This is a genomic window from Rahnella sp. AN3-3W3, from assembly GCF_003263545.1.
GTDB classification, from domain to species: domain Bacteria; phylum Pseudomonadota; class Gammaproteobacteria; order Enterobacterales; family Enterobacteriaceae; genus Rahnella; species Rahnella variigena.
The window spans coordinates 68,323-93,830 of sequence record NZ_JYDG01000041.1 but is presented as its reverse complement, the minus strand read 5'-3'; the positions used below and the strand labels follow the sequence as shown (position 1 = coordinate 93,830).

Annotated in this window: 24 protein-coding genes and 1 pseudogene; 15 read left to right on the top strand and 10 right to left on the bottom strand. The window is 49.1% G+C overall.

The features are described from left to right. Positions 1-6 precede the first annotated feature (6 nt). Positions 7-603 carry a helix-turn-helix domain-containing protein gene (locus UC15_RS12515; protein WP_112288752.1) on the bottom strand — a complete coding sequence of 199 codons (597 nt, stop codon included), beginning with the start codon at positions 601-603 and terminating at the stop codon, positions 7-9. Positions 604-646: 43 nt separating this feature from the next. Between UC15_RS12515 and UC15_RS12510 the strand changes: the two genes are divergently transcribed. Next, positions 647-1,339, top strand: coding sequence for a B3/4 domain-containing protein (locus UC15_RS12510; protein ID WP_112288751.1), 693 nt, complete (start codon positions 647-649; stop codon positions 1,337-1,339). Positions 1,340-1,651: 312 nt separating this feature from the next. Here the strand turns inward: UC15_RS12510 and UC15_RS12505 are convergent, their stop codons facing one another. Next, complete coding sequence (locus UC15_RS12505) at positions 1,652-2,389, bottom strand: metallophosphoesterase (RefSeq protein ID WP_112288750.1); 738 nt, start codon at positions 2,387-2,389, stop codon at positions 1,652-1,654. Positions 2,390-2,755: 366 nt separating this feature from the next. Then, positions 2,756-3,067 carry a hypothetical protein gene (locus UC15_RS12500; RefSeq protein WP_112288749.1) on the bottom strand — a complete coding sequence of 104 codons (312 nt, stop codon included), beginning with the start codon at positions 3,065-3,067 and terminating at the stop codon, positions 2,756-2,758. A 195-nt stretch (positions 3,068-3,262) separates the two neighbouring features. Between UC15_RS12500 and UC15_RS12495 the strand changes: the two genes are divergently transcribed. The 4 genes from UC15_RS12495 to UC15_RS12475 all read left to right on the top strand — a co-directional run bounded on the left by UC15_RS12495 (position 3,263) and on the right by UC15_RS12475 (position 6,547). After that, on the top strand, positions 3,263-3,865 hold the full coding sequence (locus tag UC15_RS12495; RefSeq protein WP_112288748.1) for a site-specific integrase: 603 nt from the start codon (positions 3,263-3,265) through the stop codon (positions 3,863-3,865). A gap of 235 nt (positions 3,866-4,100) precedes the next feature. Beyond that, positions 4,101-4,661, top strand: a complete 561-nt coding sequence (locus tag UC15_RS12490; RefSeq protein ID WP_112288780.1) for a hypothetical protein — start codon at positions 4,101-4,103, stop codon at positions 4,659-4,661. Between the two features lie 237 nt (positions 4,662-4,898). Then, the gene (locus UC15_RS12480) at positions 4,899-5,408 is read left to right on the top strand and encodes a GrpB family protein (protein ID WP_013578386.1); all 510 of its coding nucleotides are present in this window, start codon (positions 4,899-4,901) and stop codon (positions 5,406-5,408) included. Positions 5,409-5,797: 389 nt separating this feature from the next. Continuing rightward, the gene (locus UC15_RS12475) at positions 5,798-6,547 is read left to right on the top strand and encodes a hypothetical protein (RefSeq protein ID WP_112288746.1); all 750 of its coding nucleotides are present in this window, start codon (positions 5,798-5,800) and stop codon (positions 6,545-6,547) included. A gap of 122 nt (positions 6,548-6,669) precedes the next feature. Here the strand turns inward: UC15_RS12475 and UC15_RS12470 are convergent, their stop codons facing one another. Then, the gene (locus tag UC15_RS12470) at positions 6,670-7,506 is read right to left on the bottom strand and encodes a MipA/OmpV family protein (RefSeq protein ID WP_015689968.1); all 837 of its coding nucleotides are present in this window, start codon (positions 7,504-7,506) and stop codon (positions 6,670-6,672) included. Between the two features lie 206 nt (positions 7,507-7,712). Here UC15_RS12470 and UC15_RS12465 point away from each other — a divergent pair, with 206 nt between their 5' ends. The 3 genes from UC15_RS12465 to UC15_RS12455 are packed head-to-tail and all read left to right on the top strand — an operon-like array spanning position 7,713 to position 10,266. Then, positions 7,713-8,390 carry a response regulator transcription factor gene (locus UC15_RS12465; protein WP_112288745.1) on the top strand — a complete coding sequence of 226 codons (678 nt, stop codon included), beginning with the start codon at positions 7,713-7,715 and terminating at the stop codon, positions 8,388-8,390. Further along, positions 8,390-9,778, top strand: coding sequence for a HAMP domain-containing sensor histidine kinase (locus tag UC15_RS12460; RefSeq protein ID WP_112288744.1), 1,389 nt, complete (start codon positions 8,390-8,392; stop codon positions 9,776-9,778). Before UC15_RS12465 ends, UC15_RS12460 begins: the two co-directional genes overlap by 1 nt. A 50-nt stretch (positions 9,779-9,828) precedes the next feature. After that, positions 9,829-10,266 carry a hypothetical protein gene (locus tag UC15_RS12455; RefSeq protein WP_198659703.1) on the top strand — a complete coding sequence of 146 codons (438 nt, stop codon included), beginning with the start codon at positions 9,829-9,831 and terminating at the stop codon, positions 10,264-10,266. Between the two features lie 187 nt (positions 10,267-10,453). On the opposite strand, the gene UC15_RS12450 is transcribed toward UC15_RS12455, so the two are convergent. Further along, on the bottom strand, positions 10,454-11,662 hold the full coding sequence (locus UC15_RS12450) for an MFS transporter (protein ID WP_112288742.1): 1,209 nt from the start codon (positions 11,660-11,662) through the stop codon (positions 10,454-10,456). 103 nt (positions 11,663-11,765) lie between these two features. Here UC15_RS12450 and UC15_RS12445 point away from each other — a divergent pair, with 103 nt between their 5' ends. After that, positions 11,766-12,683, top strand: coding sequence for a LysR family transcriptional regulator (locus UC15_RS12445; RefSeq protein ID WP_112288741.1), 918 nt, complete (start codon positions 11,766-11,768; stop codon positions 12,681-12,683). Positions 12,684-13,041: 358 nt separating this feature from the next. Here UC15_RS12445 and UC15_RS12435 read toward each other — a convergent pair whose 3' ends face one another. Continuing rightward, on the bottom strand, positions 13,042-13,971 hold the full coding sequence (locus tag UC15_RS12435; RefSeq protein WP_112288739.1) for an alpha/beta hydrolase: 930 nt from the start codon (positions 13,969-13,971) through the stop codon (positions 13,042-13,044). Positions 13,972-14,091: 120 nt separating this feature from the next. Here UC15_RS12435 and UC15_RS12430 point away from each other — a divergent pair, with 120 nt between their 5' ends. The 3 genes from UC15_RS12430 (at position 14,092) to UC15_RS12420 (ending at position 16,326) form a co-directional block, all read left to right on the top strand. Then, entirely contained in the window at positions 14,092-15,000 is a 909-nt protein-coding gene (locus tag UC15_RS12430; protein ID WP_112288738.1) for a LysR family transcriptional regulator, read from the top strand. Positions 15,001-15,223: 223 nt separating this feature from the next. Beyond that, positions 15,224-15,793: a TetR/AcrR family transcriptional regulator gene (locus UC15_RS12425; RefSeq protein WP_112288737.1), complete on the top strand. Its 570-nt coding sequence runs from the start codon at positions 15,224-15,226 to the stop codon at positions 15,791-15,793. 56 nt (positions 15,794-15,849) lie between these two features. Further along, positions 15,850-16,326, top strand: coding sequence for a DUF1348 family protein (locus UC15_RS12420; protein ID WP_112288736.1), 477 nt, complete (start codon positions 15,850-15,852; stop codon positions 16,324-16,326). 86 nt (positions 16,327-16,412) lie between these two features. Here the strand turns inward: UC15_RS12420 and UC15_RS12415 are convergent, their stop codons facing one another. Then, entirely contained in the window at positions 16,413-17,549 is a 1,137-nt protein-coding gene (locus UC15_RS12415; protein ID WP_112288735.1) for an HlyD family secretion protein, read from the bottom strand. A 4-nt stretch (positions 17,550-17,553) separates the two neighbouring features. Beyond that, positions 17,554-17,877, bottom strand: a complete 324-nt coding sequence (locus UC15_RS12410) for a DUF3302 domain-containing protein (protein ID WP_112288734.1) — start codon at positions 17,875-17,877, stop codon at positions 17,554-17,556. 248 nt (positions 17,878-18,125) lie between these two features. Between UC15_RS12410 and UC15_RS12405 the strand changes: the two genes are divergently transcribed. Continuing rightward, positions 18,126-19,088 carry a hypothetical protein gene (locus UC15_RS12405; RefSeq protein WP_232829864.1) on the top strand — a complete coding sequence of 321 codons (963 nt, stop codon included), beginning with the start codon at positions 18,126-18,128 and terminating at the stop codon, positions 19,086-19,088. A gap of 71 nt (positions 19,089-19,159) precedes the next feature. Beyond that, positions 19,160-19,576 (top strand): annotated as a pseudogene (locus UC15_RS12400) (SDR family NAD(P)-dependent oxidoreductase); the annotation flags it as partial. 76 nt (positions 19,577-19,652) lie between these two features. On the opposite strand, the gene UC15_RS12395 reads toward UC15_RS12400, so the two are convergent. Next, a complete protein-coding gene (locus tag UC15_RS12395; RefSeq protein WP_112288733.1) occupies positions 19,653-21,164 on the bottom strand; it encodes an anion permease in 1,512 nt (503 codons plus the stop codon). A 572-nt stretch (positions 21,165-21,736) separates the two neighbouring features. Here UC15_RS12395 and UC15_RS12390 point away from each other — a divergent pair. Further along, a complete protein-coding gene (locus UC15_RS12390) occupies positions 21,737-24,514 on the top strand; it encodes a flavocytochrome c (protein ID WP_112288732.1) in 2,778 nt (925 codons plus the stop codon). 75 nt (positions 24,515-24,589) lie between these two features. Here the strand turns inward: UC15_RS12390 and UC15_RS12385 are convergent, their stop codons facing one another. After that, the gene (locus tag UC15_RS12385; protein WP_112288731.1) at positions 24,590-25,477 is read right to left on the bottom strand and encodes a LysR family transcriptional regulator; all 888 of its coding nucleotides are present in this window, start codon (positions 25,475-25,477) and stop codon (positions 24,590-24,592) included. Positions 25,478-25,508: the final 31 nt, after the last annotated feature.

Genomic DNA, 25,508 nt, shown 5'->3' with positions numbered 1-25,508 from the left:
GAATTTTCAGCGGCCTTTCTCGTTCACCGTCATGGTAAACACGGCCACGCCAGCGTCGTTGTTCATGTAGGCATGCGGCGCATCCGTTCTCGCAACGGCTGCACTTCCCTGGTTAATCACGTAAGTAGTGTCGCCGACGACGAGTGTCAGGATCCCTTTTGCGACATGGAGCAGTTCGCTAGTGCCTTCTGGATGACCGGGAGATTCAAAGGTTTCCCCTGGGTAAAGCGTCCACTCCCAAAGTTCGACCATGTCCGGTCCGCTGGTGCCGGCCAGCAATCGCGCACTGCCACCCTTTTCTCCTTTCCAGAGCACCGGGATATCACGAGAATCAATAAGATGAACGGCGGGCTTACCGGCGACATTAACAAAATCGGCCACCGATACGTTCATAGCAGACGCCAGGCGGCAGAGTAGTGCAATGCTGGGATTGGCCCTACATCCTTCTATCTCTACCAGCATTCCCTTACTAACGCCTGAACGGCGGGAAAGCTCATCAAGCGACATTTTTTTCTGGCTGCGGTAGAGCTTTACGTGCTCGGAAACGGCCTCGTTTACCCTGGCTGCATCGGCGTCGGTCGTTATGTTGACTTTTTTGGTCATCGGTCATTATCATGTAATAAATCAGTCATTACAGGATTATCATATGCCAGCCGTGTCACCGTCAATCAGCTCCGAAATTTACCGCATCGCACCAGGATTTCGTGCACTTAGTATCAGCGTGGAAGCTACACCCGTGGCTGATGAACGGGTTGGAGAAGTCGCGCTGCGGGAAGCCTGCGAGTCAGTTCAGGCAGGGCAGCCTGCCTGGGCAGAGGCGCACCTGAACGCATGGGCGGAGGTATTTCGCGCCTTTGGGGCAAAACCAAAACGAACACCCTGTTCAGCGGAAGCTTTGCGCAAGCGGGTTCTTAAAGATGGCACGATGGCCTCTCTCGATCCGGTGGTCGATCTGTATAACGCCGTCAGCATCCGATATGCCGTTCCGGTTGGCGGAGAAAACGTTGCGGCATACACAGGAAGGCCACGGCTGGTTGTTGCAGAAGGTACAGAAATCTTTGACACCATGAAGGAAGGCCAGCCGGGAAGCGAGTCACCGGACGCGGGTGAAGTTATCTGGCGTGATGATACTGGTGTAACTTGCCGCCGGTGGAACTGGCGACAGGGCATTCGGACACGCCTGAGCGTGGCAGATAGCAGAATGTGGTTCATCCTTGAGAGTCTGCCGCAAATGCCGCTGGAAGATCTGCATGCTGCCGGCAGGATGCTGACTGATGGCCTGGAAAAAATGATGCCGGGTGCGCGTTGTCATACTGTTCTCATCAGCGAGCAGCTCTGAAATCTCCAGAACTGACTTGCATGCCTGATTGGTTTATGAAGTCTGTCTGACTCCGCAAGTTGGGAATAGAATTCATGTAGTTAAAGGGTAACAGGAGAGCGCTGAGGTGCTATTTTCCATTTGCACGCTCCAACTTTGTTCACCATTTCAGATTACAAGTCACGACGTCCGCTTTTCGCTCTCAGCAGACCTTCAGCTTTACGTGTTTGTCTGCTGTGTGCCAGAAGCGGACATTGCTCCCGCACAACATTATGTGTTGATCACTGGGGATCAGGTCGTTTTCTATGAGGTCTATGCTTTTCTGAAAACCAGTTAAACGCAAACGTGATGACTGGTAATGGATTTACTGACGTAGCGGTGAATCATCAATGCTGGCGGGTCATTCGCAGGAGGAGCGTTTACTGTTCCAAACCAGACAGGATTAGCCGGGCAAACGGAGCCACAAATGTAGGCAGGTATGCCCGCAAACGTACCCGCTATTGGTCTGTGGACATGGCCTGCAGAAATGGCGAGTAGTCTGGTCGGGGCGCGTCTAATCAAATCTTCCATCTCAGGCAGACCTCTGCACATCGTTTCGTCTAGCGTTGGTATGCCAGATGCAAATACGTGATGGTGCATAAACAGCAATGACGGAGAGCGGCATGCGTCACTAATTTGATTATCCAACCATTCCAGATGGTCAGTCACACTGCCGTAATCCTTATAATCAATCGTCGAATCCAGACCAATCAGGCGAATGCCACCGGTATTATGAATGAAGTGCAGGGCCTCTCCTTGGGCATCGTGCGCCCATTTGTTCTCATCCCAAACAGAACGCATCAGACTGCGGTCGTCTGAGTTACCCGGCAGGATCAACGAAGGGTAATTTTGCTGATTCAGACGGTCAGCTATCTTTATATAACCTTCCTGCCAATGCCCATCCGTTAAATCACCTGTAAGTATCAGTACGTCAGGTTGCAGATGTGCAAGCCAGTTCAGTACCTGGTCGAACCGAAGCAGGTGATCATTTTCGGATGAGGCGTGAATATCTGAAACCTGCGCTATCAGCATAAAGACCTCATACGATTATGGTGTGGAGCATAAGAACGTGATTTATGACTATGAATCCGGTTTCTAACATCATGTTTTTCACAACTATGGCAACAATGGACAGATTAATTAGGATCAGTAATTCAGAAAGTTGCGGCGAATCAGACTGGCTGCAAAGGCGTTCGGGAATTCACAATGAATCACTAAGTTCAATTCTGACTGCTCAGAGCCAATGTTAGCAGGGATGCGTAACGTCCGCTCATCGCTCATGGCTGACCTTCCTCACATGCGTCATTCGCTCAGTGCCAAGAGCAGACCTCAGCACGTTGAATGAGTTTGGATATTATACAAAATTCGGGTAACCGACAGGTTATCCCGAAAACGAAGCTAAAGCGGCGCAACGTTTTCCACTACATGCTGGAATACGTAGGGATCGGAAAGTAGTTCAAATTCTTCGTCATCTGGGTAAGTCACAGCTACGTGATAGCTTTCTCCGGCAAATGTCTTAACCGATTGTAGATCTTGCCAGTAAGTAGCCAGAAAAAAATGCTCCCAGCCACCTTGGGTTTCTCTACGCACACAAGCGCCTATGTTCCCAGATATGCTCTTAGAATGCTCTACACCTGTTTTCTCAAGGTGTTTCGCAAAAGCTTCAGCATGTTTTAGTGGAACACAACCGTGCCAGGTCCTTACAATCATTAGTGTTTCCTCTTTTAGTGGTAAGAATGTAACCATACCATCGGAAGTCACTTTATGGCGTATTTTCCAATTAGCATGCTTCGTAACTTAAAAACTAATTATTGGGATCAGCCAGCCTCCCTCTTCTTGTATGTCCGCTCATCGCTCATGAGGGACAATCATACTTAAATCTCCCACATTGCAGGAGGTTTGAGCATGAACACGTCACCGTGGAACAAAGACCGTATCATCGGACCAAAAAGACCGCTTCAGATATCTCATATCTGGGGGATTCGAATTAGACTTAAACTGGAAGGCAAAACGCGCGATTTAGCCCTGTTCAACATGGCCTTAGACAGTAAACTCAGGGGCTGTGATCTGGTAAAACTCAAAGTATCAGATGTTGCATATGGCAGTTCTGTTTCGAGCAGAGCAACGGTGTTACAACAGAAAACCGGTAGCCCCGTCCAATTTGAGATAACCAAAGGGACAAGAGAAGCAGTTGCAGCGCTAATAAAGCTGGGTAATCTGCACAGTAAAGACTACTTGTTCCAATCTAAGGTCGGTTCTTGCCAACACATTTCAACCCGGCAATACAACCGTATTTTTCATGGATGGGTAGGAAAGCTTGGTCTAGAAGATTCGCTGTACAGCACACACTCCATGAGAAGAACAAAACCTTACCTGATATACAAGAAGACCAAGAATCTCCGGGTCATCCAACTTCTGTTAGGTCATAAGAAACTGGAAAGCACAGTGCGATATCTGGGCATTGAAGTCGATGATGCGTTAGAGATCTCTGAGTCGATTGAAGTTTAAGGTTGTCAGGGCTGCAACAGCAGCCCTGTGCCAGGCGCGGACATTTCACGATTCTGCTTATGTGGCCAAAATCGGTATTCCACTACACTTTATAGAATTTATATCAATAGGTAAGATAAAATGAAGGTTAATTGGAGTTTCATTCGGTTACACAGACTCACCGTTCAGTTCATGATGTACTCAGAAATTATCACTGTCAGAGTTCATGAAAAAAATACAGGTAAGGGATTATCAGATGCCGTCTCTATACACACTCAATGACCTACTCGGGTTGCTTGTTTTTTCCCGGAAATATCACTTTCTCCACAATGATCTGGACCGCCTGTTCATTGCATGGGCTGAAGACCAAATCACCGAAGGAAATGATTCAGAGACTCTTTTAATTCTCGCTTCACTGGGGCTTGATAACCAACCTGAGCGGACCGAGGTTGAATTATTTATCTCACGGTACATGGCAGAGCAGCGGATAGATCTGCCACCGCTAAAAACAGCAGCATTGGTCTGGATTAAGCTGTTTGTGCGTCAACTTTCCCAGTTTGCGTCCATCCATGATGCAGAACAGAAAATGTATTTTCTGGTGTGTCATTGGCTTGAACCTGACGTAAAGATTTTCGCTGCGGTCGTCGATACCCTGAAATCGCTATACTGGCATCTCTTTGATGAATGGGGGGGACCAGGCACAAGCGAAGCAGCAAGGATGGAGGAGTCAGAATTCTTTGAGCTGATTAATCGTGCGATACTGCCCTATTCCCGTAAAATTGAGGACCCAGATTGGCTGGATCTGCTTGTTCGGTAATTTTTCCCAGCATCCTGATAGATGCATTTTCTGTGTGCATAATTCCATCAGATTTGACTTCCCTTTCGCATTTTACTTGAGTATATCCAGCAAGAATATCATCGTTCACCCGAGGAACCTTGGCATAAGATCGAACGTGATTTAACAGCCGCTCTGTGCCAGGAGCGGACATCAAATCATGCTATCAACATAAATGATGGTTTAGTAAAACCTCAAAGAAGTTAACCGGAGTAAAAAATGCGTAGGATCATTGTTGTGGAGTATGAAGAGCAATGGCATACCCGATATGAGGCTGAAAGGGGCTTATTACAGAACACGCTGGGGAAGGTAATTTCACAGGTTCATCATATTGGCAGTACGTCTATACCGGGGCTATCAGCAAAACCAATCATAGATATATTGCTGGAGGTATATGATCTGGATGAGCTGGATAAATTAAACTTTGCAATGGAGCGTGCCGGATACTGTGTTCGTGGTGAAAATGGAATTCCAAATCGAAGATATTTCACTAAAGGAGAAGAGCACCGTAGTCATCACGTTCATGCTTTTGGCGTAGGCAATCCTCAGATAGTAAAACATCTGGCGTTCCGCGATTATTTGAGAAAAAACAAGAAAGAAGCTGATGAGTATGCTGAGATAAAGCATGCTGCAGCACTGGCAAGTGAGGATAATATTCCTCTCTATAGTACTCTTAAAGCCGACTTTATCGCTCATCATCTCCGGCTGGCACTTAGAGACTACAAATAACAAAAGTTACTTTTGGCACAAATGCATGATGTGGTGGTACGTCCGCTCCTCGCTCGAAGCAGCCTGATGAGCTTCACCTACAGCAGTTTGGTGCCTAAAGCGGACATTGATTAACCCCGAAAGTAAATCCGGTAAGCAACCCTTCAGGGCTGAGTAGCCGAGTGACTGTTTGCGCTCATAGTTCTGTGCAATCACTTTAGTTTTTATTCAAAAAAATTGATGAAAAACACATTCACTTACATTTGTTTACTTAAAGCAGGCGATTTTAGAGAATACGTTACACAAAGAAAATGTGGCTATCCTCCTGCCGTAAAGAAACAAAAAAAAACGTGTCAAAATGATTTGCATATTTAATTTTCCATTTATGTTGTGAAAAGGAATTCAAAATAATGAGACATGTCCATTTTAGTATTTTTTCCATTTTTAATCATCAAGTGATGGCTTCAGCAATTTTGATTGTCTTTTTATTTTCCCCGGCACCATGTGGAGCATATGAGGAGATCGATCTCCCGGACGTGAAGGTTCTTTTAGATCCTCCTGAAATATATAGCAGGGGGGATGTGCTTTATTATAATGGAAAAATTACAGACACTTCTTACGTTGCTGTTTTGAATCTAACCATAAATCATGACATCAAAAAAATATCTATAAATAGCATTGGTGGTGATGCCAGAAATGCTATGGAGATAGGTGACTACATCTACAAAAATGGCCTCAGTGTTGATGTGCGTAGTGTTTGCGCTTCTGCCTGTGCTAACTATATTTTCCCGGCCGGGAAGAATAAATATCTAGGTAATAATTCATATCTTCTGTGGCATGGTGGTGTCAACGGCCCTGAGAGAGAAGTAACAGTATCAGGAAATATTTCTAAAGATGATTTTTTTATGCTTCAGGAATTTAAAAAATTAAAAAATGATGACATTGCATTCTATAGAAGAATTGGTGTGAACATCAGGGTGTCATTTTGTCCGCAATTAAAAGATGACTATAAAGAAAGATTTCCGGAGAAATGGTTTTCATACCCTCCGGAAGACTTGGAAAAATTTGGTATAAAAAACATTCACTATGCCATTTCAGCTTCTCAATGGATTCTCTCCATGAGAAATAAGCACGTTATTTTTGCCAGTTACTGTAATTAAGAGAAACAACAATGCGTGAGCTTTCTTTAAGTGAAATCCTTACGTCCTTTGTGAGTACCGCCCCATCATCTGTATCGGGGCGGATCGAGTGTGTATTTATTGACAGTGCAATCGCACTACGTTCAGAAGCTATATGTCACTTTCAAGCTTCCAGTGGGCGATGCTTTTCGTTGCACAATCGGGCTGTTGCGTGCATCACCAGCCAACTGCGTAAAGCCTGTTGCGGCAACCACGCTCCAGTCTTGGTTGAACTTGTGTGTCCAGTCCATATTCAGTGAATAGGCATAAATCCCGGAACCGGCATCATATTGACTAAACCCCGATGCGGCTGACTGTGATGAACTTACCCCGTAGTAAGTTTGCATATAGTTGCCTGTTCCCCAACTGCTGGTCAGCGCCATCGTCACGGTATTTTCCGATGAGCTATAAAGCGGGCTGATAATGCCGAAATGCAGGGCCGCGCCATTGTCCCGCTGAGAAAATGGCACCTCAGCCTGCAATTGCAAATGAAGCCAGTCGGTGACCTTATACCCCAGACCCAATGCCCCGATAGCCGAGCCTTTGACATCGCCCATACCCCGCAAGTCGTCACTGCCATCGCTCAGTGAGTCGCTGTCCACGTCATGATCCTTACGGCCTGCGCGATAGCTCAGCGCAGTACTGTAATCCAGCTTGCCGGTGCTGTTGCCGTAACCGATACCCCGCGTGGTACTCACGAAGAACCCATTATGCATCGAGTAATCAAGCACCAGGGCTGTCGTGACGCGGTTTTCATCCGAACCAGAATAAAGTGGCGTAACATCCACGCCTCCTCCCAACGTTAAGGCGTTACCCTGTTGTGGTTCTGCCGCAAGTGTTGGGGTGGCCAGTAACGCCAGCAGCGCGCCCGGCAGCATTTTTATCAGGGTGCGTCCTGAGAGTGAATAGGGGAACTTATGACGCAGTTCGAAGTTGCTCATTAAAGAAGTCCTTATGGATTCAAACGATTACGATGCAAGCGGGTTTTAAACGCCAGAACGCTCAGTTTGAATACGCACCCTAAAGTTCTCATGAGCTAAAAATGAAGAAATACTTAAGCACGTACCGGTGACACAAACCTGATAAATTTCCTGATACCGTTTTTTTCTTCAGACGTTCTTCATTCACTGTTGATAACGTAACTATTGTGAAAATTCTCCTCATCGAAGACGACCTGGATCTCGGCAACGGCGTACGTATTGCCCTTGCAGATCAAGGATTAGATGTCATATGGGTTCGCCGCAAAGTGGATGCGCTGCATCAACTCGATGCCTGCGTGCCGGAACTTGTGTTGCTCGACCTCGGACTGCCCGACGGCGATGGCATGAGCCTGATGGCGTACTTGCGCCAGCAGCTCAAGGGGATCCCCGTCATCATTCTGACCGCGCGCGGCACTCTGCAGGATCGCCTGTGCGGGCTGGATGCCGGTGCCGACGACTATCTCGTCAAACCTTTTATTCTTGCCGAGTTATTGGCCAGGGTGAGAGCCCTTGCGCGACGCAGTTACGGTTTTGAGAATGAGGTGATAGAAATTCGTGGGTTATCTCTCCACGTGCCGACTCGTCGCGTGACAGTGAGCGCGCGGAATGTTGAGTTGACGGCAAGTGAACACGCGCTGCTTGAAACTTTAATGATGCGCACTGATCGCGTGCTTACACGAAGGTTTCTGGAAGAAAGGATATTCGGCGCAAAAGAAAATATGAGCAATGCACTCGATGTGCATATGGGTAATTTACGTCGCAAAATCGGCGACGGCTATGTACGAACGGTGAGGGGCGTAGGGTATGTCATTGATACTGTGCCGATTCAGAAAGGGGCTGGTTGATGCGAAATTTTTGGCGCCACCTGAGAACTCCAACGCTCGTACGGCGAATTATGATCGCCCAGATGCTACTGCTTACACTGCTTTGGTGTCTTTTTCTGACCTACATTTTGTGGGAGAACTTGCGTAGCCCCCCTATGCTAACGGGCAACAATACCTACGAAACCATTCTTACATTGGTTGATCGTATGGATGATCGCCCGCAGGATCGCAACGCGGTGCTGGAAAAGTTCAGCACCGCGTTGCGGGAAGGTTATGGCGGAGGTGAAGATCCGAAACTGTCAATCAGCCTAATCGTTTGGAAGAATAAAGAGATAATTTATTCATCTGATGGCGCTCCGGCAGGGGTGACAAACACCCTGTATGGGAAAATTCAGAGCATTCAGAGTGAAGGTCGCACCTGGACTAGCCGTACTCTCAAGTCCGGGAGATCCGATGCGGAGGTAACACTTGTCACGCCTGCCGGCGGCTGGAACTTTTTTATATACCTGAACTCGCGTGGATACTACATATTGCCGCTACTGGTGTGCATTCCTTTTCTTTTGTTTCCCGCGTGGCTGTCAATCCGTATTGCAATGCGCCCCTGGAACAAGGTGATAAATGAAATTTCCTTACGAACTTCAGAAGATCTCTCTCCCTTAAAAGAAGTGCCAAAGCACATGGAGCTTCGCCAAATGGTGGACGCTACTAATCTATTTCTCGCCAGGGTGCGAGAGAGTTCTGATAGGGAACGGGTTTTCATTGCAGATGCCGCTCACGAACTGCGTACCCCACTGGCTGCGATGCGAATCAATGTGGAGGCTTTGCAGTCCTATGTAAGCAGCGATAATCAACAGGAGTTGCTTGCAGGGATTATTCGCAGCAACAGCCGTGCAGCGCGTCTTGTCAATCAGTTGCTGCTGATGATGCACAGCGAAGTGCGCATTGACACTGTTATGGAGCCTGTGCCGCTGACAACGCTCATACAAGAGCGAATGGCTGCACTGGCACCGCTGGCGGCTGAGCGCAGGATTGAGCTCGAATTCTACTCTGATGATGAAGTCTGGATCACAGGCGTCAGGGAACGCCTGATGTCGCTGATTGATAATTTAATTGAAAATGCCGTGAAGTACAGCCCTGAGGGCGGACGGGTTGAGGTAGATGTACGATCACTTGATAAATCTGCTCAGCTACGTGTTTCAGATGCAGGGCCCGGCATTCCATTTGAATTGAGGGAGCGCGTGTTCGATAGGTTTTTTCGCGATCCCAATCAGATACAAAGCGGGAGTGGACTGGGGCTTGCCATAGTCAAAGCGGTTGCGCAGCAACATAACAGCAGCGTATGCCTGAGTACGTCTGCAGAAGGTGGGCTCATAGTTACTGTTGACTTTCCAAACCACAAGTCCGCCTGAAAGAAAACATGATTTTGATACCAGCCCAGCGGAGGGCCTCTGTCAGAACAATGGAGTTGAAATTGAAATATTTGACGCTGTCTACACTATTATTTTCTATCTCAATCAGCGGGTGCGCCATAACCGTCAGCGAATTAAAAAGCAGTCAATCATCCTATGACGGCAGCTTCACGAGCAAGACGGAGCCCTCCGATACCTATCGAACCTTAAGACACATGGCAAGGCAGTGCCTGGAATATGAGGCATATTCAGGAAATCCGGTCATCGTATTAAGCGAGTTTGACGGTGAGCGCGATGAAGGTGAGATCAATCAAAAGCTCCTTGCGCAGGGACTGTTGATTAACAACACGCTAATTGAAATAGAAAGACATGATGGGGACAAAGCACAGGTCAGCCTATACACAACCAAGAACATCTTGAGTGTGGGCATCAGGTCGCCAAATATAAGTGATATCAAGCGCTGGGCTGACGGCGATAGAGCTTGCTAGAACGACACTCTCGTCAATACCGTGAAGCATCTCAGGCCATATGACTTAATCCCCCGTTGATTTACACACCGCGATTTAAGTAATGCCTTCATCAGTAATGAGAACAACTGCGAACGTCTGCTGTTCGCTCACAGCCGACCTTCAGCTCAAACAGTTCGTCCTCAACGTGCCAGGAACGGACGTTATGCTAAACATTGATGAGATGATTCGCTTGGAGCGTACGCTTAGCCAGTTTCTTTTGCAGAATGATAACGACGATGGGGAACCCTGATGCGGATATTGCACAAACCCCCAGCAACGTGTTCATATTTTGTGGTGCTATGGCGTGCCCCGGTAATAGAAAAGCAGACAGAAAAAATGCGACCGTTGTGATCAGGTACATTATTGATGACTGCAAAGAAGAGAATCCCGCTCGCTGCCTGTCATCAGGAAACTGAATGCTCACCGCCGAGGAGGAAACCAGACGACTGTAAGATGCACCGAGAAATAAAATAATAAATAGCGCCGGATGCGAATAGCCCATAACAGGTATTAGTAAAGCGAGTAAAAAAACGAAAGTTGACCCTGTAGCCAGACTCACTGCAGAAAAATGCGGAGTTAACGCGCCTGTCATTTTTGTTGACAGGTATCCTGCAACGCCCCCGGCGAAAAATAGCCATGGCAGCAGGTATTGAGAGGCCCCCAGTTGCTGGGTCATTAATGGTACCAGAACAGGAATGACCAGCATCGGGCTAAACTGTACCAGCGCATTACTGGAAGCGAACAGTAAAGTATTAACGTCGATAGGCATTGCGTGGGGTGTGTCGAAAGAGACTGGATCCTTAGGGATGATGGAAACAATCAGTGGCAATGCCAACAAACACAGCGTACTGATTAACCACAAAGCGACATGCCAGCCGTAATGAGCACACACAAATAGTATCGTGGGCGTTCCGACAATGCTTACCATCGAAAAAGATGCAATGACCGTCGCCAACATTTTTCCTCGCAAGTTAGCCGGGGCGAGATTTATCAATATACTGATACCCACCCCCAATGTTGTGCCTCCTACCAGTCCTGCGCAGAATCGTAATGCAAGAAGAAGGCTAAAGCTGGAGGTAAATGTCGTCAAAAGTGTCAGTAGGCAGAGTAGTGCCATATTGGCGATTAAAAAACGTTTCTTATTAAAACGACCAATCCAGTAAAAGGCGATAATTCCCGACAGGACCGCCCCGGAGGTATACATGCCGGATACGTAGCCTGAGAATGATACGGGAACGGCGAAGTCTGCTGCCATAAAAGCAAAAACAGGGTTGAACATCATATATTCCAGTGCATTTGTGAACTGGATAAACGCCATGACAACCGCTATCCGGATGAGGGCTTTATGATTAAACGTTGGTGTGATCAATGACATAGCAAGCGACCTGTAGATGAAAGATATCTGAGTTTAACTGCTATCAATGTTGTTCAGTAGATGGTAAAAATGGCACTTATTTTTATCATATATGGGATAATTCATGCGCCCAGCTCTTGATTTTAATACCCTAAAAGTGTTCATTGCGGTAGTTGAAAGAGAAAGTTTTGTTGGGGCATCGGAAGTCCTCGAAATGCCGACATCAAACGTGAGTCGTTGTATTTCTCAGTTAGAAGACAGACTGAATCTTCAGCTCATTGAGCGCAGCACCCGACATATGAAACTCACACAAGCGGGGCACCTGCTCTATACCCGGACGAAGCCATTACTGGAAGCGCTTGAACAAACTGAAACAGAATTAACGTTGCGGCAGATGCAGATCAAGGGGCCACTACGTATCTGTATTCCCAATGAAATAGGTCCTGCACTGCTGGGTTCTGTGATTGCCGATTTCGCCTGCCAGCACCCGGATCTGGAAATTAGCTGTGTCACAAATTTGTCTGGTCTTGAATCCCTGCGAGACGATCTGGATTTAGCCATTATTGTGAGCCGTGGCCAATTGGATGACAGTGATTACATAGCCCGTCATCTGGTAACTATTCCTTGCACCATCGTTGCAGCCCCCTCCGTTATTCAGCGTTATGGCATCCCTTCTCGTATACAGCAATTTGAAACATTACCCTGTATAACCACGGTAAATGCACTTAAAGGTGCTCCCTGGCAGTTTGTGAATAAAAAGGGGGGATTCGAGACGATTAAGGTTAAAGGCCATTACCGGGTAAACAGCGGAGAGATGGCAGGACGCGCAGCGGTAGCGGGTGTAGGTTTTGCTATTCTATCAAAACAGGCCTGCCAACCCTACATTGACGATGGACGGCTGATCGAGATTAAGTTTGAACAACCGCCAGCCCCACTTCAATTGTTCGCACTTTATTCAGACAGGCGTTATTTGCCCGCTAAAACACGAGCGCTTATTGAATACATACATCAGAATTTGAGCAATACATCCTTAGCGACCTAAGGATACATTAAACAGCCACAGAGAGTCCCGGTGTTACAATGGGTCTCTTAATGCGGAATGTCTGCAATTCGCTCATAGCTGCCCGTCAACTTTGTGCCAGAAGCGGACAACGTCGCTGGTTTCCTGACCCACAAAATCATTATTAATACCCAGCCCTTGTATAATATAAGTCACATAGCACCTAGAGTAAGGTAATGCGTGGCGTTCGCCTGAATCGCTACCCGGGCGGAATAGGCGCTTATATGCGCTATGTGAGGCAAGATCCAACGTATAGGTTGGTTGTGTCTGTAGAGGGGCATTTTCACTCCTGACGGGCGCAGTCAGCTGCGCCCGTTATTTAGTCAATCATCAATGATGATTACTTCGCTGCATCACGTAGAGCCTTTTCAATAAAGGCGACTGAACTCTCAAGCGCCTGTACCGCTTCTGGCTGCAACGTGGAGAAGAAATGCCAGGCGTGGAACATGCCCGGCCAGACTTCCAGATTTACGCGTACGCGGTTATCACCCAGGTGAGTTGCCAAACGCATCGCGTCGGTCAGCATCAGTTCGTTTTCACCTATCTGAACGAGCACCGGCGGCAGGCCCGTTACATCAGCAAACACCGGTGATGCCATTGGATGGTTAGGCAATGCATCGCCGAGGAAAGTACGTGCGAGAAAATCAAGACCCGCTTTGGTGTTCAGAGGATCAAGGCCTTCTCTGTTGGTCATAGAGACACCCGTGTGCTCAAGGTTAGCCCAGGGTGAAATAGCGACCCCGCCGGCTGGAAGCGGCAGGCCCTTGTTGCGTGCCGCAACCATAACGGTAACCACCATCGCGCCGCCCGCAGACTCGCCCGCCAGCACGATTTTGCTGGCGTCAAAGCCCTGTTCAATCAACCACTCATATGCACGAACGGTATCGGTAACGGGCGTAGGGAAAGGATACTCCGGTGCCAGTCGGTAATCTGGCATGTAAACCCGTGCGCCCAGCATGCTGGCATAGTTGCCACCAATACCGTGATAGCCAGCAGATTCACCGACAATGTATGCCCCACCGTGGATGTACATAACGATGGCATCGGTTTTTAGATTTTCAGGAGTCACCAGCGTTCCCGGCACGCCCCCCATATCGACCTCAGTAAAGCCAACACCTGCAGGTGCAGGATTTTTAGCCAACATACGGGTATAGGCGTCACGCACTTCACTCATTGGCGTTACGGTATCTTCACCCGTAAGGATTGGTCCCAGACCGGCCAGGCTTTCTGACCATTCTTTTACGGCTTTCTTAGTTTGTTGATTCATCATCGGTATTCCTGTTTGCATTTGCGTTAAAGTTGAACAGGAATATATAATATACCAACATTTGGGGAATGTGCTTCCCATATAAGGGTACAACAACGACCATATTGGATGAGAAAATATAGTATGGAGATCAACAGCATTGGTGATATCGCCGCGTTCGTCGCGGCTGTAAAAGCCGGGAGTTACACACACGCCGCAAGTTCCCTTGGGCTTACACGTTCTGCGATTGGTAAAAGTATCGTCCGGCTCGAAACGCGTATGGGGGTTCGTCTTCTTAACCGTACCACCCGAAGTCTGAGTCTTACCGATGAAGGGAGGGTCATGTTTGATCGTTGCCGCCAGATACTTGAGGACCTGGAAGAAGTCGATGCCGCCATGGCCATGCGCAGGGGTAAGCCAACGGGGACTCTCCGGCTGAGTGCGCCGCTTTCTTTTGGGCAGCGGCATATCCTTCCCATTCTGGATATTTATCTGAAAAAGTGGCCGGAAATTCGTGCCGAAGTGTCCTTTAGCGACAGGTTTGTTGACCTGATAGAGGAAGGCTTTGATATTGCCATTCGTATAGGTGAACCTCGTGATGACTCACGTATTCTTACCCGCACGATTGCTTCGCAGCATATTGTCACTTGTGCATCCCCCGAGTACTTATCTTCACGGGGCGTTCCGGAAACACCCGCAGACTTAACCAGGCATGACACTATTTTTCTTCTGAGTGCAGAAAAGAGACGCAGTTGGCGGTTTGCGACACCGGAAGGCACTTTTGTGTATGAAGGACCCGGGCGGTTAAACCTCGACAGTTCGGAAGCCATGCGGGCATCGGCAATTTCCGGATTCGGTATCGTTCACTTACCCACCTATATGCTTGGAGAAGATTTGCGTAGCGGTAAATTGATACCGGTGCTTGAGAAGTATCCTTTCCCTCCGGAACCTATTCGACTCATTTATCCCAGTAAACGACATTTATCCCCGCGAATCCGGGCCTTTATTGACCTGCTTGTGGAAAGCTGGGAGCAAGGTTTACCTTGGGAATAAAGTATATCCAAACGCAGTTGTCCGGCAGCATTTTCAGGCACAATGTCCGCTCCTCGCTCATAGCTGCCCGTCAACTTTGTGCCAAAAGGGGACATTTTCAAATCTCGATCTATTCATAAACGGGTACCCGTTCTTTAACCCTCAAAGACTGTATTTTTACATTTTTATACTTGTTTTTAAGAAAACTGTTGACCATGGAGAACGATCGTTCTACCTTCATCTCATGAATAAGAAGCCAACAGATACCCGCGAAAAAATCCTGACTACCGCTGAGCAATTGATTTACAGGAATGGAATTCATGCCACAGGCATGGACCTTCTGGTCAAGACCTCAGGCGTAGCAAGGAAAAGTATTTATCGCTATTTCGCGAACAAGGATGACGTGGCAGCAGCCGCGTTGAAAGAACGTGATGAACGCTGGATGCACTGGTTCAGAACTGAATCTGATAAAGGTGATACTCCTCAGAAGCGCATTTTGAATATGTTCAGTGTGCTCAGGGGCTGGTTTGATTCAGAAGGCTTTCGTGGTTGTGCTTTTATAAATACAGCCGGAGAAGTTGGTGATCATAACGACCCCATTCGTCAGATAGCAAAGCTGCATAAACAAAAATTGCTGGATTACACGCTCGATCTTACGGAGCAATTAAACATTGAGCAACCTGTCGTTCTGGCCAAACAGTTGCTGACTCTGATAGAGGGCGCAATCACCATATCCTATGTGATGGGCGATAGCAGCGCCGCCGACAGTGCAAGGGAAGTTGCGGAACGTTTGCTGGAACAGGTCTCTCCTTAGGTCTGAGTAACAAAACTGTTTCTATTTATAGTTCCAATTTTACGGGAGTTTTTACCATGTCCGATACACACACTCGCCACCCACTTCCACCTTTCACTCACGAATCGGCGACTGAGAAAGTTCGGCTCGCTGAAGATGGCTGGAACAGCCGCGATGCCGAAAAAGTATCGCTGGCGTACTCACTGGAGACCAAATGGCGGAATCGAACAGAGTTTGCAAATAATCGTGAAGAAGCCAAAGAATTCCTCACACGTAAGTGGAACAAAGAACTTGAGTATCGTCTCATTAAAGAGCTGTGGACGTTCGGTAGCAACCGCATTGCTGTTCGATACGCTTATGAATGGCGTGACGACTCAGGTAATTGGTTTCGTTCTTACGGGAATGAAAACTGGGAATTTGAAGCAGATGGCCTGATGCACCGTCGCTTCGCCTGTATCAATGACATGCCTATCAATGAAGGTGACCGCAAGTTTCACTGGCCCCTGGGGCGTCGCCCGGATGACCATCCGGGGCTGTCGGAGTTAGGTCTGTAAATTTGACGGTTATCTCGCCAGAAGCGGACCTGCAGGGGTTTTAAATGGCCACCTCATGAAGTGGCCAACTTTTATCGACCGCTTCACTAATGATCCAGATAGAGGTAGTGCATCCAACTGGTCATACGCAGCAGTACTTTACGCATCACTGAAACATGGGCGAAATGGTCTGAGTACACGGCCACTTGTGCGTAAATACCATCAGGCAAAACGTCAATTTCATTGTTTGGCGCCAGTTCAATGATGGCAATCACGCTGTCGCTGCCCGCGACGTTACTCAGTGACTGAAGAGCACCCTGAGCCTGATATGCCCCTCCTGGTACTACGGGAAGAATACTGGTTAATTTTCCAGAAAATACTTGCCCTGGGAGTGCGTTGAATACAACTTCAGCCTCATCGCCAGCCTCGAGTCGTAGCAGCGAGTTTTGTCTAAACTGAGCTATGATTTGCCTTTTTTGCTGAGGAATAAATATCATTACCGGGCGCAGGGGAAGGGAAGCCGCATATGTTCCAGGTCGAATCAATACCTGAGTTACATAACCGTTACTCGGGGCTCGAACGACGGTTTGCTCAAGATTATATTTAGCTTCGGCTAGCTGAGCTCTGATACTCACTATTTGCGATTGCTCCCCGTTCAGCACACTGTCTAACTGACTTCGAATCTGTGACTGCTCGGCAACCGATCCTTTCACAAGCGCATCCTGAGCCAGGTAGTTTTGCCGGGCATTATCAATATCGCTTTCAGAAAAAGGGTTTACACGCGCTTTGCTCCCGGTAAGGTAACGTTGGTAGTCTTTATATAAACGATCGCGTTCGGCACTGACGCGCGATGTATTAGCGATAGCGCCCTCTAATTGTCCCTTGAGTACTTGATTATTGTGAATAGCCGTCACCAGATCAGCTTGTAATTTATCAACACGAGCCTGGAAGCGGGTTGGGTCGATCCTGAAAAGAAGGTCGCCTTTTTTCATTAACGTATTTTGTTTATTGGTTACCTCACTAACAATCCCCGTTACCTGAGGAGTAATAGGAATTGAAATAACCGCTTTCTGCGCCAAATCTGTATAGGGATGGTTGTAATTCATCAATAAAATGAGCGCGCCAATTAAAAAAACGCCACCTAAGGCCGCAGTGGGTATTGTCCATTTATTTACCGGTATTTTGAAAATCTTAAATATTGCCCACGCAAAGGCGACATAAGTCAGGATAATGAGTAAATCCATCGTGTTACTCCAATGGAGGAATGTTGGTGTTTACCAGTTTTTGTTCTAATTCCGTGACCCGTCGCTGCAACTGGGTCAAGGAAGCTTCCTGAGTTTGCATGCCCCATCCGCGTTCGGGACGATACAATGTGGCCCATATCCATAAAAACGGCCAAATAACATGTAGCGTAAATAAACTTACCCAGCCTGCCACGTGGATAGCATCAGCATGAGGATGATTTCTGGATTTGGCAATGAGATAGGGAATATCATGAAGAATAATAATCCCATAGAAGATAATGAGGAAGACTACAATAAGGACACCCAACGCAAAATAATTCAGGAACATAGCGGCCTTGAACCTCAATAAGTGGTGTTGAGTAAATAATAGACGTTAAATAACATTGCCGCCTTTTTTTTCTGTGCATTAATACACTATACTGAATGTTTACAGAGTACTTAAATTTAAATTCATGAAATTAATACCGTTTTATTAAAGACGGACTGCTTTTCATAGTGCTTTCTCAGCACTCATTTGAAGAAAAAACATTTAATATAACTATATTCCACCAGCAAAGGGTTTTAAGGGAGCCAAGTATGGTGATGCGGTTCGCAATTTATCAGTTCAAAATGGTCATCTTATTAATACTATTACTGGTAAACGCGAAGACTTTTTCCGCCGGTGGGGACCTCATCAAGAAACGGGCCGATGCGGTTCTTTCACTGATGACCTATACGGTGGTGCCTGATATCACCGCCAGCGACCTCAATATCCGCAATACATCCAACGAGAGTACGGCGCTCACTCTTACCCAGATCGGGGGCGGAGCTACGTTGAGTGAAACGGTCCCCATCTATCTGGAAGGTGTCCTGGGATATAGCCGATACGATCCGCAGTTTGTTGTCTCCAATGGCAGCGAGAGTCGTAATATCCCGGTCAAATGGAACAGTGCGACCGCCACCGGGGGCATTGGCTGGGACATCCGCCTGCTTAAAGATAAATTGGGGGGTAACCTGGTATTACGCCCGATCGCTAACTTTTCGTTAGGTACCGTGGCGAGTGATTTACGCATCGGCGCCCGGGTGCTTGAACGCCAAAGCGGCGGTGAGTACGACTTCCTCGACGGTGGACGCCTCAATGCCTACGGGTTGGGCGGAGCACTGATGCTTGACTACGAACTGTTCTCTAAGACCCAGGATATTGACCTGGAATTACGCTATTCCTATCAGCATTTGCAAAGTTTCGCCAATAGCCCGGACGTTGTCAGCGGCAACGCCAACGCGGAAAATATCGGGCTATATCTGCGCCGTAGAGCGCCAATAGCCGACTGGACGCTATTGGGTAAACCAGTACGGTATGTAATGGAAGGTGCACGTACAGAATACCTTGGAAATCAACGAGGTCAGTTGGGTTTTGATAGCTTAAATTCGTTAGGACTGGGGCTGGAACTCGACAGCAGCAAGTATGATGTTGTGATCAGCCGTACACGCGTGGTCGCACGCTACATGTTCGGAAATAACACCTCGGGTTACGGTATCGGCATGGCATTCAGTTTTTGATTGCGCAACCAGGCCGGTGGCGATTTCAGGGCATCGGGACAAGAGGTAGACTTTTTAAGTATTCGGCTGTCAATTTAAACTTTCTACAGTTCACCGTGCAAAAAGCGTTACCGTTGCTGCGCGAAGGGGGCTCGGTGATCCTGACCGGTTCGACGACGTTGATTCAGGGCACCGAAAGTTTCAGCGTGTACAGCGCGAGTAAGGCGGCGGTGCGTAATTTTGTCCGCTCATGGGCGCTGGATCTGAAAGGGCGCGGCATTCGTGTGAACGTCGTCAGTCCGGTACCGGTACGCACGCCGGGTCTTGGCGGGCTGGTTCCTGATGAACACCGTTAGGAATTATTTGATGCGCTCGCCGCACAGGTGCCGCTGGGACGACTGGGTGAGCCGGAAGAAATCGGTAAAGTGGTGGCGTTTCTGGCTTCCGATTCCGCCAGCTTTATCAACGGCACTGAGCTGTTCGTAGACGGCGGTATGGCGCAGGTGTGATGCGCGATTAATACCAAGGATAAAAAAAAACCGGCCAGCGGTAATCCACTGGCGTTGTGCTTTTTCAGAAAGCCTATCAGAACATCAATACCATCCACGGATAGGCAATCAGCATCATGCCGCCGAGGAAGATAGCACCGAAGATGGTGCCAAGACGCCAGTAGTCTTTGGTTGGCAGATAGCCGCTGCCGTAGTAAATCGGGCTCGGGCCGGTGCCGTACGGGGTGATGATCCCCATCACGCCCAGCGATGTCACCATCATCAGGCAGTAAACCGGCATGTTGATGCCCGGAATAGCCGCCGCAATAGTCAGCATTGCCGGTAACAGCGCGGTGGTGTGTGCCGTGGTGCTGGCGAATAAATAGTGCAGCATGAAGAACGCAATCAGCAGCATGACGGCCGCCACCTGCGGGTCGAATCCGTCGAGCAGTTGTCCGCCTTCTTTACCCAGCCAGGCAATAAATCCGACGCGGGCCAGACCATCCGCCAGTGCCACCAGCGTTGCAAACCATGCAAAAGTGTTCCAGGCCGGTTTGTTGCTGGTGATGTCGTTCCAGTTCAGCACGCCGGTCCACAGCATCAGCACCACAACCAGCAGCGCAGCCATGGCAGGTTCAATCCACGATGCAGCAAAAATCCACATCAGCAGGGCAGAACAGACGAAGATCAGCAGCAGGATTTCGTTGCGTGACAGCTTACCCAGTTTGTCGAGTTCGCTTTTCGCCCAGCGCGGTACCTCATCATTGATTTTCACTTCCGGCGGATAGAACCAGTAGGCCAGCAGCGGCATGGTCAGGATCAACAGCACGCCCAGCGGCAGGAATGCCAGGAACCACATGCCCCAGGAGATGGTAAAGCCGGTGATGCTTTTGACTAACGCCAGCGCCAGCAGGTTCGGCGCAAGTGCAGAAAGAAACATCGAGCTGGTGATACACGCGGCGGTAATCGCCACCCACATCAGATAAGAACCGATTTTACGCGCACTCGGGTCATTGGGCTTGGAGCCGTATAACGGTGGCAGATTGGCGATAATCGGGTAAATCGTCCCGCCGCTTCGCGCGGTGTTGGACGGCGTGAAGGGCGCCAGCAAAAGGTCCGCAAAGGTAATGGCATAACCTAACGTCAGACTGCGGCGACCGAGATATTTCACCAGAATCAGCGCCAGACGGCGGCCAAACTGCGTTTTGTCATACCCAGCGGCAAACATAAACGCACCAAAAATCAGCCAGACTGTTGAGTTACCGAAGCCGCTCACCGCCCATTTGAAGGCTTCAGTTGGCATCTTAAATTTAGGGTTGGCGATTTCTTCCGGGCTGAATAACAGCCACTGGCTGAACAGGGCGATGACGACAACACCGGTCAGGCCAATTACCGCGCCCGGCAGGGGTTCGAAAATCAACCCGACAATCACGCCGACGAAGATAGCGAAGAAGTGCCATGCATAAGGTTCAAGCCCCGCAGGCACTGGCGTCAGCAGTAACAGCACCGCCACCAGCACCGGCAGGAATAGCATAATCAGATGTTTTTTTTGACTCGCGGCAGGCGGTGCGGCCTTGGCGGGATCATTGAGCGTGGATGTGGGTTTCATAAATTTTATCTGCCCGTAATTGAGAGTGAGCCTGATGCCCCGGTTATCGTGTCTTGGTTCAACGAAGCCTTTATTATGCTTTATCAGAAATGTGTTAAGCGGTACGTAACGATGATGCAGCCTTTGTGAAGCAATTAAGACATTACTATTATTCTTAAGATAAATGACACGAGCCATTCACTTATATTTAAATGAATGTCATTACAAAAATTGTGGTTATTTATTTCCTGAAAGAGTCCGCTTATGTGAATGTAGAGTAAATTTGAGTAAACGCCAACATTCAATCCAACTTGCTGATTTTGCAGGTGAGATTTTTTATGTTAATCTAAAGTTGATTTTTGTCAACTCATCATTAACACTTGAAGGTGGTATTGGTTTTCATGTCGGGTAAATAAACAACTCCTGCTTCCAGCACGTTTATAACGCCATTTTCATCGCCTGATGCAAATAAATTAGCCAACAGATTTCTATATTCGCCTGCTTCGTATTGCTTAATTAATCGGTAGTTTTCTAACGATAAGTAATGCGGCCACGGAAAAATTCAAGACTTACATATTTCGGAGTTGATCATAATGAATAAGCTAACCCCGGTTCTAAATCCGCTCACGCTTCCTAACGGCGCGGTGCTGAAAAACCGTCTGCTGATGGCACCCATGACCACCTGTACCGGCTTTTATGACGGTACCGTCACCAGTGAACTGGTGGAATATTACCGCGACCGTGCCGGCAGCATCGGCACCATCATCGTCGAATGTTGCTTCATAGATCGTATGGGCCCGGCGTTCCCCGGCGCTATCGCTATCGACAGCGACAACAAAATTTCCGGTCTGAAGAAAATTGCCGATGCCATTAAATCCAAAGGCTCGAAAGCGATTTTGCAGATTTACCACGGCGGCAGAATGGTGGAACCGGAACTGATCGGCGGCCGTACGCCTGTCGCGCCAAGTGCTATCGCTGCTCCGCGTGAAGGCGCAACCCAGCCGAAAGAACTGACCGGTGAAGAAGTGGAAACCATGATCACCAAGTTTGGTGATGCCGTTAACCGTGCGATCAAAGCAGGCTTCGACGGCGTAGAAATCCACGGCGCTAACACCTATCTGATCCAGCAATTCTATTCGCCGAACTCCAACCAGCGCACCGACCAATGGGGCGGTGACCGCGACAAACGCGCCCGTTTCCCGCTGGAAGTGCTGGAAATCACCCATAAGATGGCAGAACGTTTCGCCGACAACTCTTTCATTATCGGCTACCGTTTCTCTCCGGAAGAGCTGGAAGTGCCGGGCATCCGCTTTGACGACACCATGTATCTGCTGGAAAAACTCGCCGCGCGCGGGCTGGACTACGTGCATTTCTCTGTCGGTCAGCTGCTGCGGCCTTCCATCGTTGATACGCAGGATCCGACTCCGCTGATCACCAAATTCCGCGCCATGCGTTCTGAAACGTTGGCCAAAGTGCCGGTAATTGGCGTCGGCGGCGTGATCAACAAAGCCGATGCCGAGAAAGGGCTGGAATACGGCTTTGATCTGATTGCTGTCGGTAAAGCCTGCATCGCCTATCCGGACTGGGCCGATCGCATCATTAATAACGATCACCTCGAGCTGTTTATCGACAGCCACAAACGCGAAGAACTGAATATCCCTGAACCGTTGTGGCGCTTCTCACTGGTTGACGCCATGATCCGCGACACCAGCGTTACTGGCCGTAAATACAAAGCCGGTGTATATCAGGAGAAAGTCGAAGCCGAAGCGCTGAAGCTGAAAATCAGCGTTACGCTCGACACCGACCGTATTACCGACATTGCGCTGGTCAAAGACGATTCGCTGGACGTGGACTTCACCACCACGTTCGAGAGCCTGCGTACCCGTATGCTGGTCGCCAACAGTCCACACGTTGATGCGATCACCGGCGCGACCACGCAGAGTGAGGCGCTGAAAAAAGCCGTTTCCCGCGCACTGGCGACCTCCAGCAAAGAGCATGTTATTGAAGAAGGCGGCAATCCGCAGGCGCCGCAAAACTTTGACGTTGTGGTCATCGGCAGCGGCGGCGCAGGTCTGGCCGCGGCGATTCAGGCGCATGACGAAGGCGCGCATGTGGTGATTATCGAGAAGATGCCGACCATCGGCGGTAACACTATCAAAGCCTCAGTCGGGATGAACGCAGCAGAAACGCGTTTCCAGAAACTGAAAGGTATTGAAGACAGTAAAGAGCTGTTTTATGACGAAACGCTGAAAGGCGGCAAGTTCAAAAACAACCCGGTCTTGCTGCGTGAGTTTGTGGAACTGGCACCTGAAGCCGTCGAATGGCTGGCAGCGAAAGAAATTGAACTGAACGACATCACCATCACCGGTGGGATGAGCATCGACCGTACGCATCGTCCGGCAGATCGTTCAGCGGTAGGTGGCTTCCTGATCAGCGGTCTGGTGAAAAACATCAACAAGCGAGAAATCGAAGTGCTGCTGGAAACGTCAGTCGCGGAAATCCTGTCTGATAATGGCGTCGTGACCGGTGTGAAAGTGGTGGATGAATATAACGACAGCCGCATTCTGAATGCGAAAAGCGTGATAGTCGCCACCGGTGGTTTCAGTGCTAACCGCGAGATGGTGGTGAAATATCGTCCTGAACTCGATGGTTTTGTGACGACCAACCACGCGGGCGCGACCGGCAGCGGTATCGCCATGCTGCAAAAACTGGGCGCAGACACCGTGGATATGGGTGAAATTCAGATCCACCCGACGGTTGAGCAAACCACGTCCTATCTGATCTCCGAAGCTATCCGTGGCGGCGGGGCGATCCTGGTCAGTCAGGCCGGGAAGCGTTTCTACAACGAGATGGAAACCCGCGACAAAGTGTCTGCTGAAATCATCGCCTTACCGGAAAAAAGCGCGTGGGTTATTTTCGACGAACAGGTGCGGTCGAATAACAAAGCGGCCGATGAGTATATCGCCAAAGGCTTTGTGATCAGCGCACCAACGCCGGAAGAACTGGCGGTGAAACTGAATATGGATCCTCAGACGTTGTCGGACACCCTGCTGCGCTACAACCTGTTTGTGGTGGAGAAAAAGGATGAAGACTTTGGACGTACCACCGCGCTGCGTCATCCGCTCAATCAGGGACCGTTCTTTGCCATCCGCATCGCGCCGGGCGTGCATCACACCATGGGCGGTGTGACGATCAATCCGGATACCGCCGTGCTTGATGCGCAAAAACAGGTGATCACCGGTGCATGGGCTGCAGGTGAAGTGGTCGGCGGTATCCACGGCGCGAACCGCATCGGTGGTAACGCTGTCGCCGACATCATTATCTTCGGCATTCTCGCTGGTAAGAATGCGGCGGCGCTGGCGAGACAATAACCGTCAGAATGTGAAAGACTATAAATGCGAAAACCCACGTGCGAGCGTGGGTTTTTTTATGGACAAAGTGATGCTTCAGCCAAATGTCTCACGCAAGGCCTGAATAAAACTGCGGATTTTCACAGTTTGCCTTAATCCTGCCGGTGTCAGCACATGCATAGGTCGTGAAGGCCCGTCGTAATCCGGTAACACCTGCACCAGTCGTCCCGCCCTGATTTCTTCACTCAGCACATCTTCCGGCCCCAGCGTGACGCCATATCCGCTCACGGCGGCGTGCAGCAATGCCCGCCAGTCATTGGAGCGCAGACGGCCTGCAGGCTGGATTTCCTGCATTTTCCCATCCTGGTAAAATTGCCAGCGGCAGGGTGCCTGAGGGGACCAGATACCGTAAACCAGACAGGAATGGGCGGCGAGATCCGCCGGTGTTTCAGGTACACCATTTTGCGTGAGATAACCGGAGGAGGCGCAGGCAATCAGCCGGTACGGTCGCAGCGGATAGGCAATCATCTGGCTGTCGCTGAGTTCACCAATTCGCAGGATCACTTCGTAACCTTCTTCAACCGGATCGACTATCCGGTCACTGAGCGTCAGCTCGACCTGCGTTTCGGGGTACTGCGCCAGATACTGCGTAATGAAAGGTGCCAGCGAGGACGTGCCAAAAGTCACCGGCGCATTCACGCGCAACGTGCCGGAGGGCGTGACTTTCATTTCCAGCGCGATGGCATCAGCAGCCTCGGCCTCAGAAAGCACGATCTTACAGCGTTCATAATAGCTGCGCCCTATGTCTGTCAGGTGCTGACGCCGAGTCGTGCGGTTAATCAGCGCCGTCCCCAGCCGGGATTCGAGGCGCGCGATATGTTTCGCCACCATCTGCGGCGAAATGCGTAATGTTTCTGCCGCCGCCGCGAAAGAGCCCAGATCGGCAGTTCTGACGAACACATTCATGCTGGTTAAACGATCCACGATTCCCTCTTATTTGTTGTTTGTTTATGCC

What these genes read in the sequence shown, in the direction of transcription:
- UC15_RS12460 (WP_112288744.1), top strand. Translation starts at nt 8,390, where the DNA reads ATGCGAAATTTTTGGCGCCACCTGAGAACTCCAACGCTCGTACGGCGA.
- UC15_RS12470 (WP_015689968.1), bottom strand. Translation starts at nt 7,506, where the DNA reads ATGAGCAACTTCGAACTGCGTCATAAGTTCCCCTATTCACTCTCAGGA.
- UC15_RS12455 (WP_198659703.1), top strand. Translation starts at nt 9,829, where the DNA reads ATGGAGTTGAAATTGAAATATTTGACGCTGTCTACACTATTATTTTCT.
- UC15_RS12480 (WP_013578386.1), top strand. Translation starts at nt 4,899, where the DNA reads ATGCGTAGGATCATTGTTGTGGAGTATGAAGAGCAATGGCATACCCGA.
- UC15_RS12415 (WP_112288735.1), bottom strand. Translation starts at nt 17,549, where the DNA reads ATGGATTTACTCATTATCCTGACTTATGTCGCCTTTGCGTGGGCAATA.
- UC15_RS12445 (WP_112288741.1), top strand. Translation starts at nt 11,766, where the DNA reads ATGCGCCCAGCTCTTGATTTTAATACCCTAAAAGTGTTCATTGCGGTA.
- UC15_RS12495 (WP_112288748.1), top strand. Translation starts at nt 3,263, where the DNA reads ATGAACACGTCACCGTGGAACAAAGACCGTATCATCGGACCAAAAAGA.
- UC15_RS12410 (WP_112288734.1), bottom strand. Translation starts at nt 17,877, where the DNA reads ATGTTCCTGAATTATTTTGCGTTGGGTGTCCTTATTGTAGTCTTCCTC.
- UC15_RS12405 (WP_232829864.1), top strand. Translation starts at nt 18,126, where the DNA reads ATGGTGATGCGGTTCGCAATTTATCAGTTCAAAATGGTCATCTTATTA.
- UC15_RS12435 (WP_112288739.1), bottom strand. Translation starts at nt 13,971, where the DNA reads ATGATGAATCAACAAACTAAGAAAGCCGTAAAAGAATGGTCAGAAAGC.
- UC15_RS12395 (WP_112288733.1), bottom strand. Translation starts at nt 21,164, where the DNA reads ATGAAACCCACATCCACGCTCAATGATCCCGCCAAGGCCGCACCGCCT.
- UC15_RS12500 (WP_112288749.1), bottom strand. Translation starts at nt 3,067, where the DNA reads ATGATTGTAAGGACCTGGCACGGTTGTGTTCCACTAAAACATGCTGAA.
- UC15_RS12515 (WP_112288752.1), bottom strand. Translation starts at nt 603, where the DNA reads ATGACCAAAAAAGTCAACATAACGACCGACGCCGATGCAGCCAGGGTA.
- UC15_RS12490 (WP_112288780.1), top strand. Translation starts at nt 4,101, where the DNA reads ATGCCGTCTCTATACACACTCAATGACCTACTCGGGTTGCTTGTTTTT.
- UC15_RS12450 (WP_112288742.1), bottom strand. Translation starts at nt 11,662, where the DNA reads ATGTCATTGATCACACCAACGTTTAATCATAAAGCCCTCATCCGGATA.
- UC15_RS12420 (WP_112288736.1), top strand. Translation starts at nt 15,850, where the DNA reads ATGTCCGATACACACACTCGCCACCCACTTCCACCTTTCACTCACGAA.
- UC15_RS12510 (WP_112288751.1), top strand. Translation starts at nt 647, where the DNA reads ATGCCAGCCGTGTCACCGTCAATCAGCTCCGAAATTTACCGCATCGCA.
- UC15_RS12425 (WP_112288737.1), top strand. Translation starts at nt 15,224, where the DNA reads ATGAATAAGAAGCCAACAGATACCCGCGAAAAAATCCTGACTACCGCT.
- UC15_RS12390 (WP_112288732.1), top strand. Translation starts at nt 21,737, where the DNA reads ATGAATAAGCTAACCCCGGTTCTAAATCCGCTCACGCTTCCTAACGGC.
- UC15_RS12475 (WP_112288746.1), top strand. Translation starts at nt 5,798, where the DNA reads ATGAGACATGTCCATTTTAGTATTTTTTCCATTTTTAATCATCAAGTG.
- UC15_RS12505 (WP_112288750.1), bottom strand. Translation starts at nt 2,389, where the DNA reads ATGCTGATAGCGCAGGTTTCAGATATTCACGCCTCATCCGAAAATGAT.
- UC15_RS12430 (WP_112288738.1), top strand. Translation starts at nt 14,092, where the DNA reads ATGGAGATCAACAGCATTGGTGATATCGCCGCGTTCGTCGCGGCTGTA.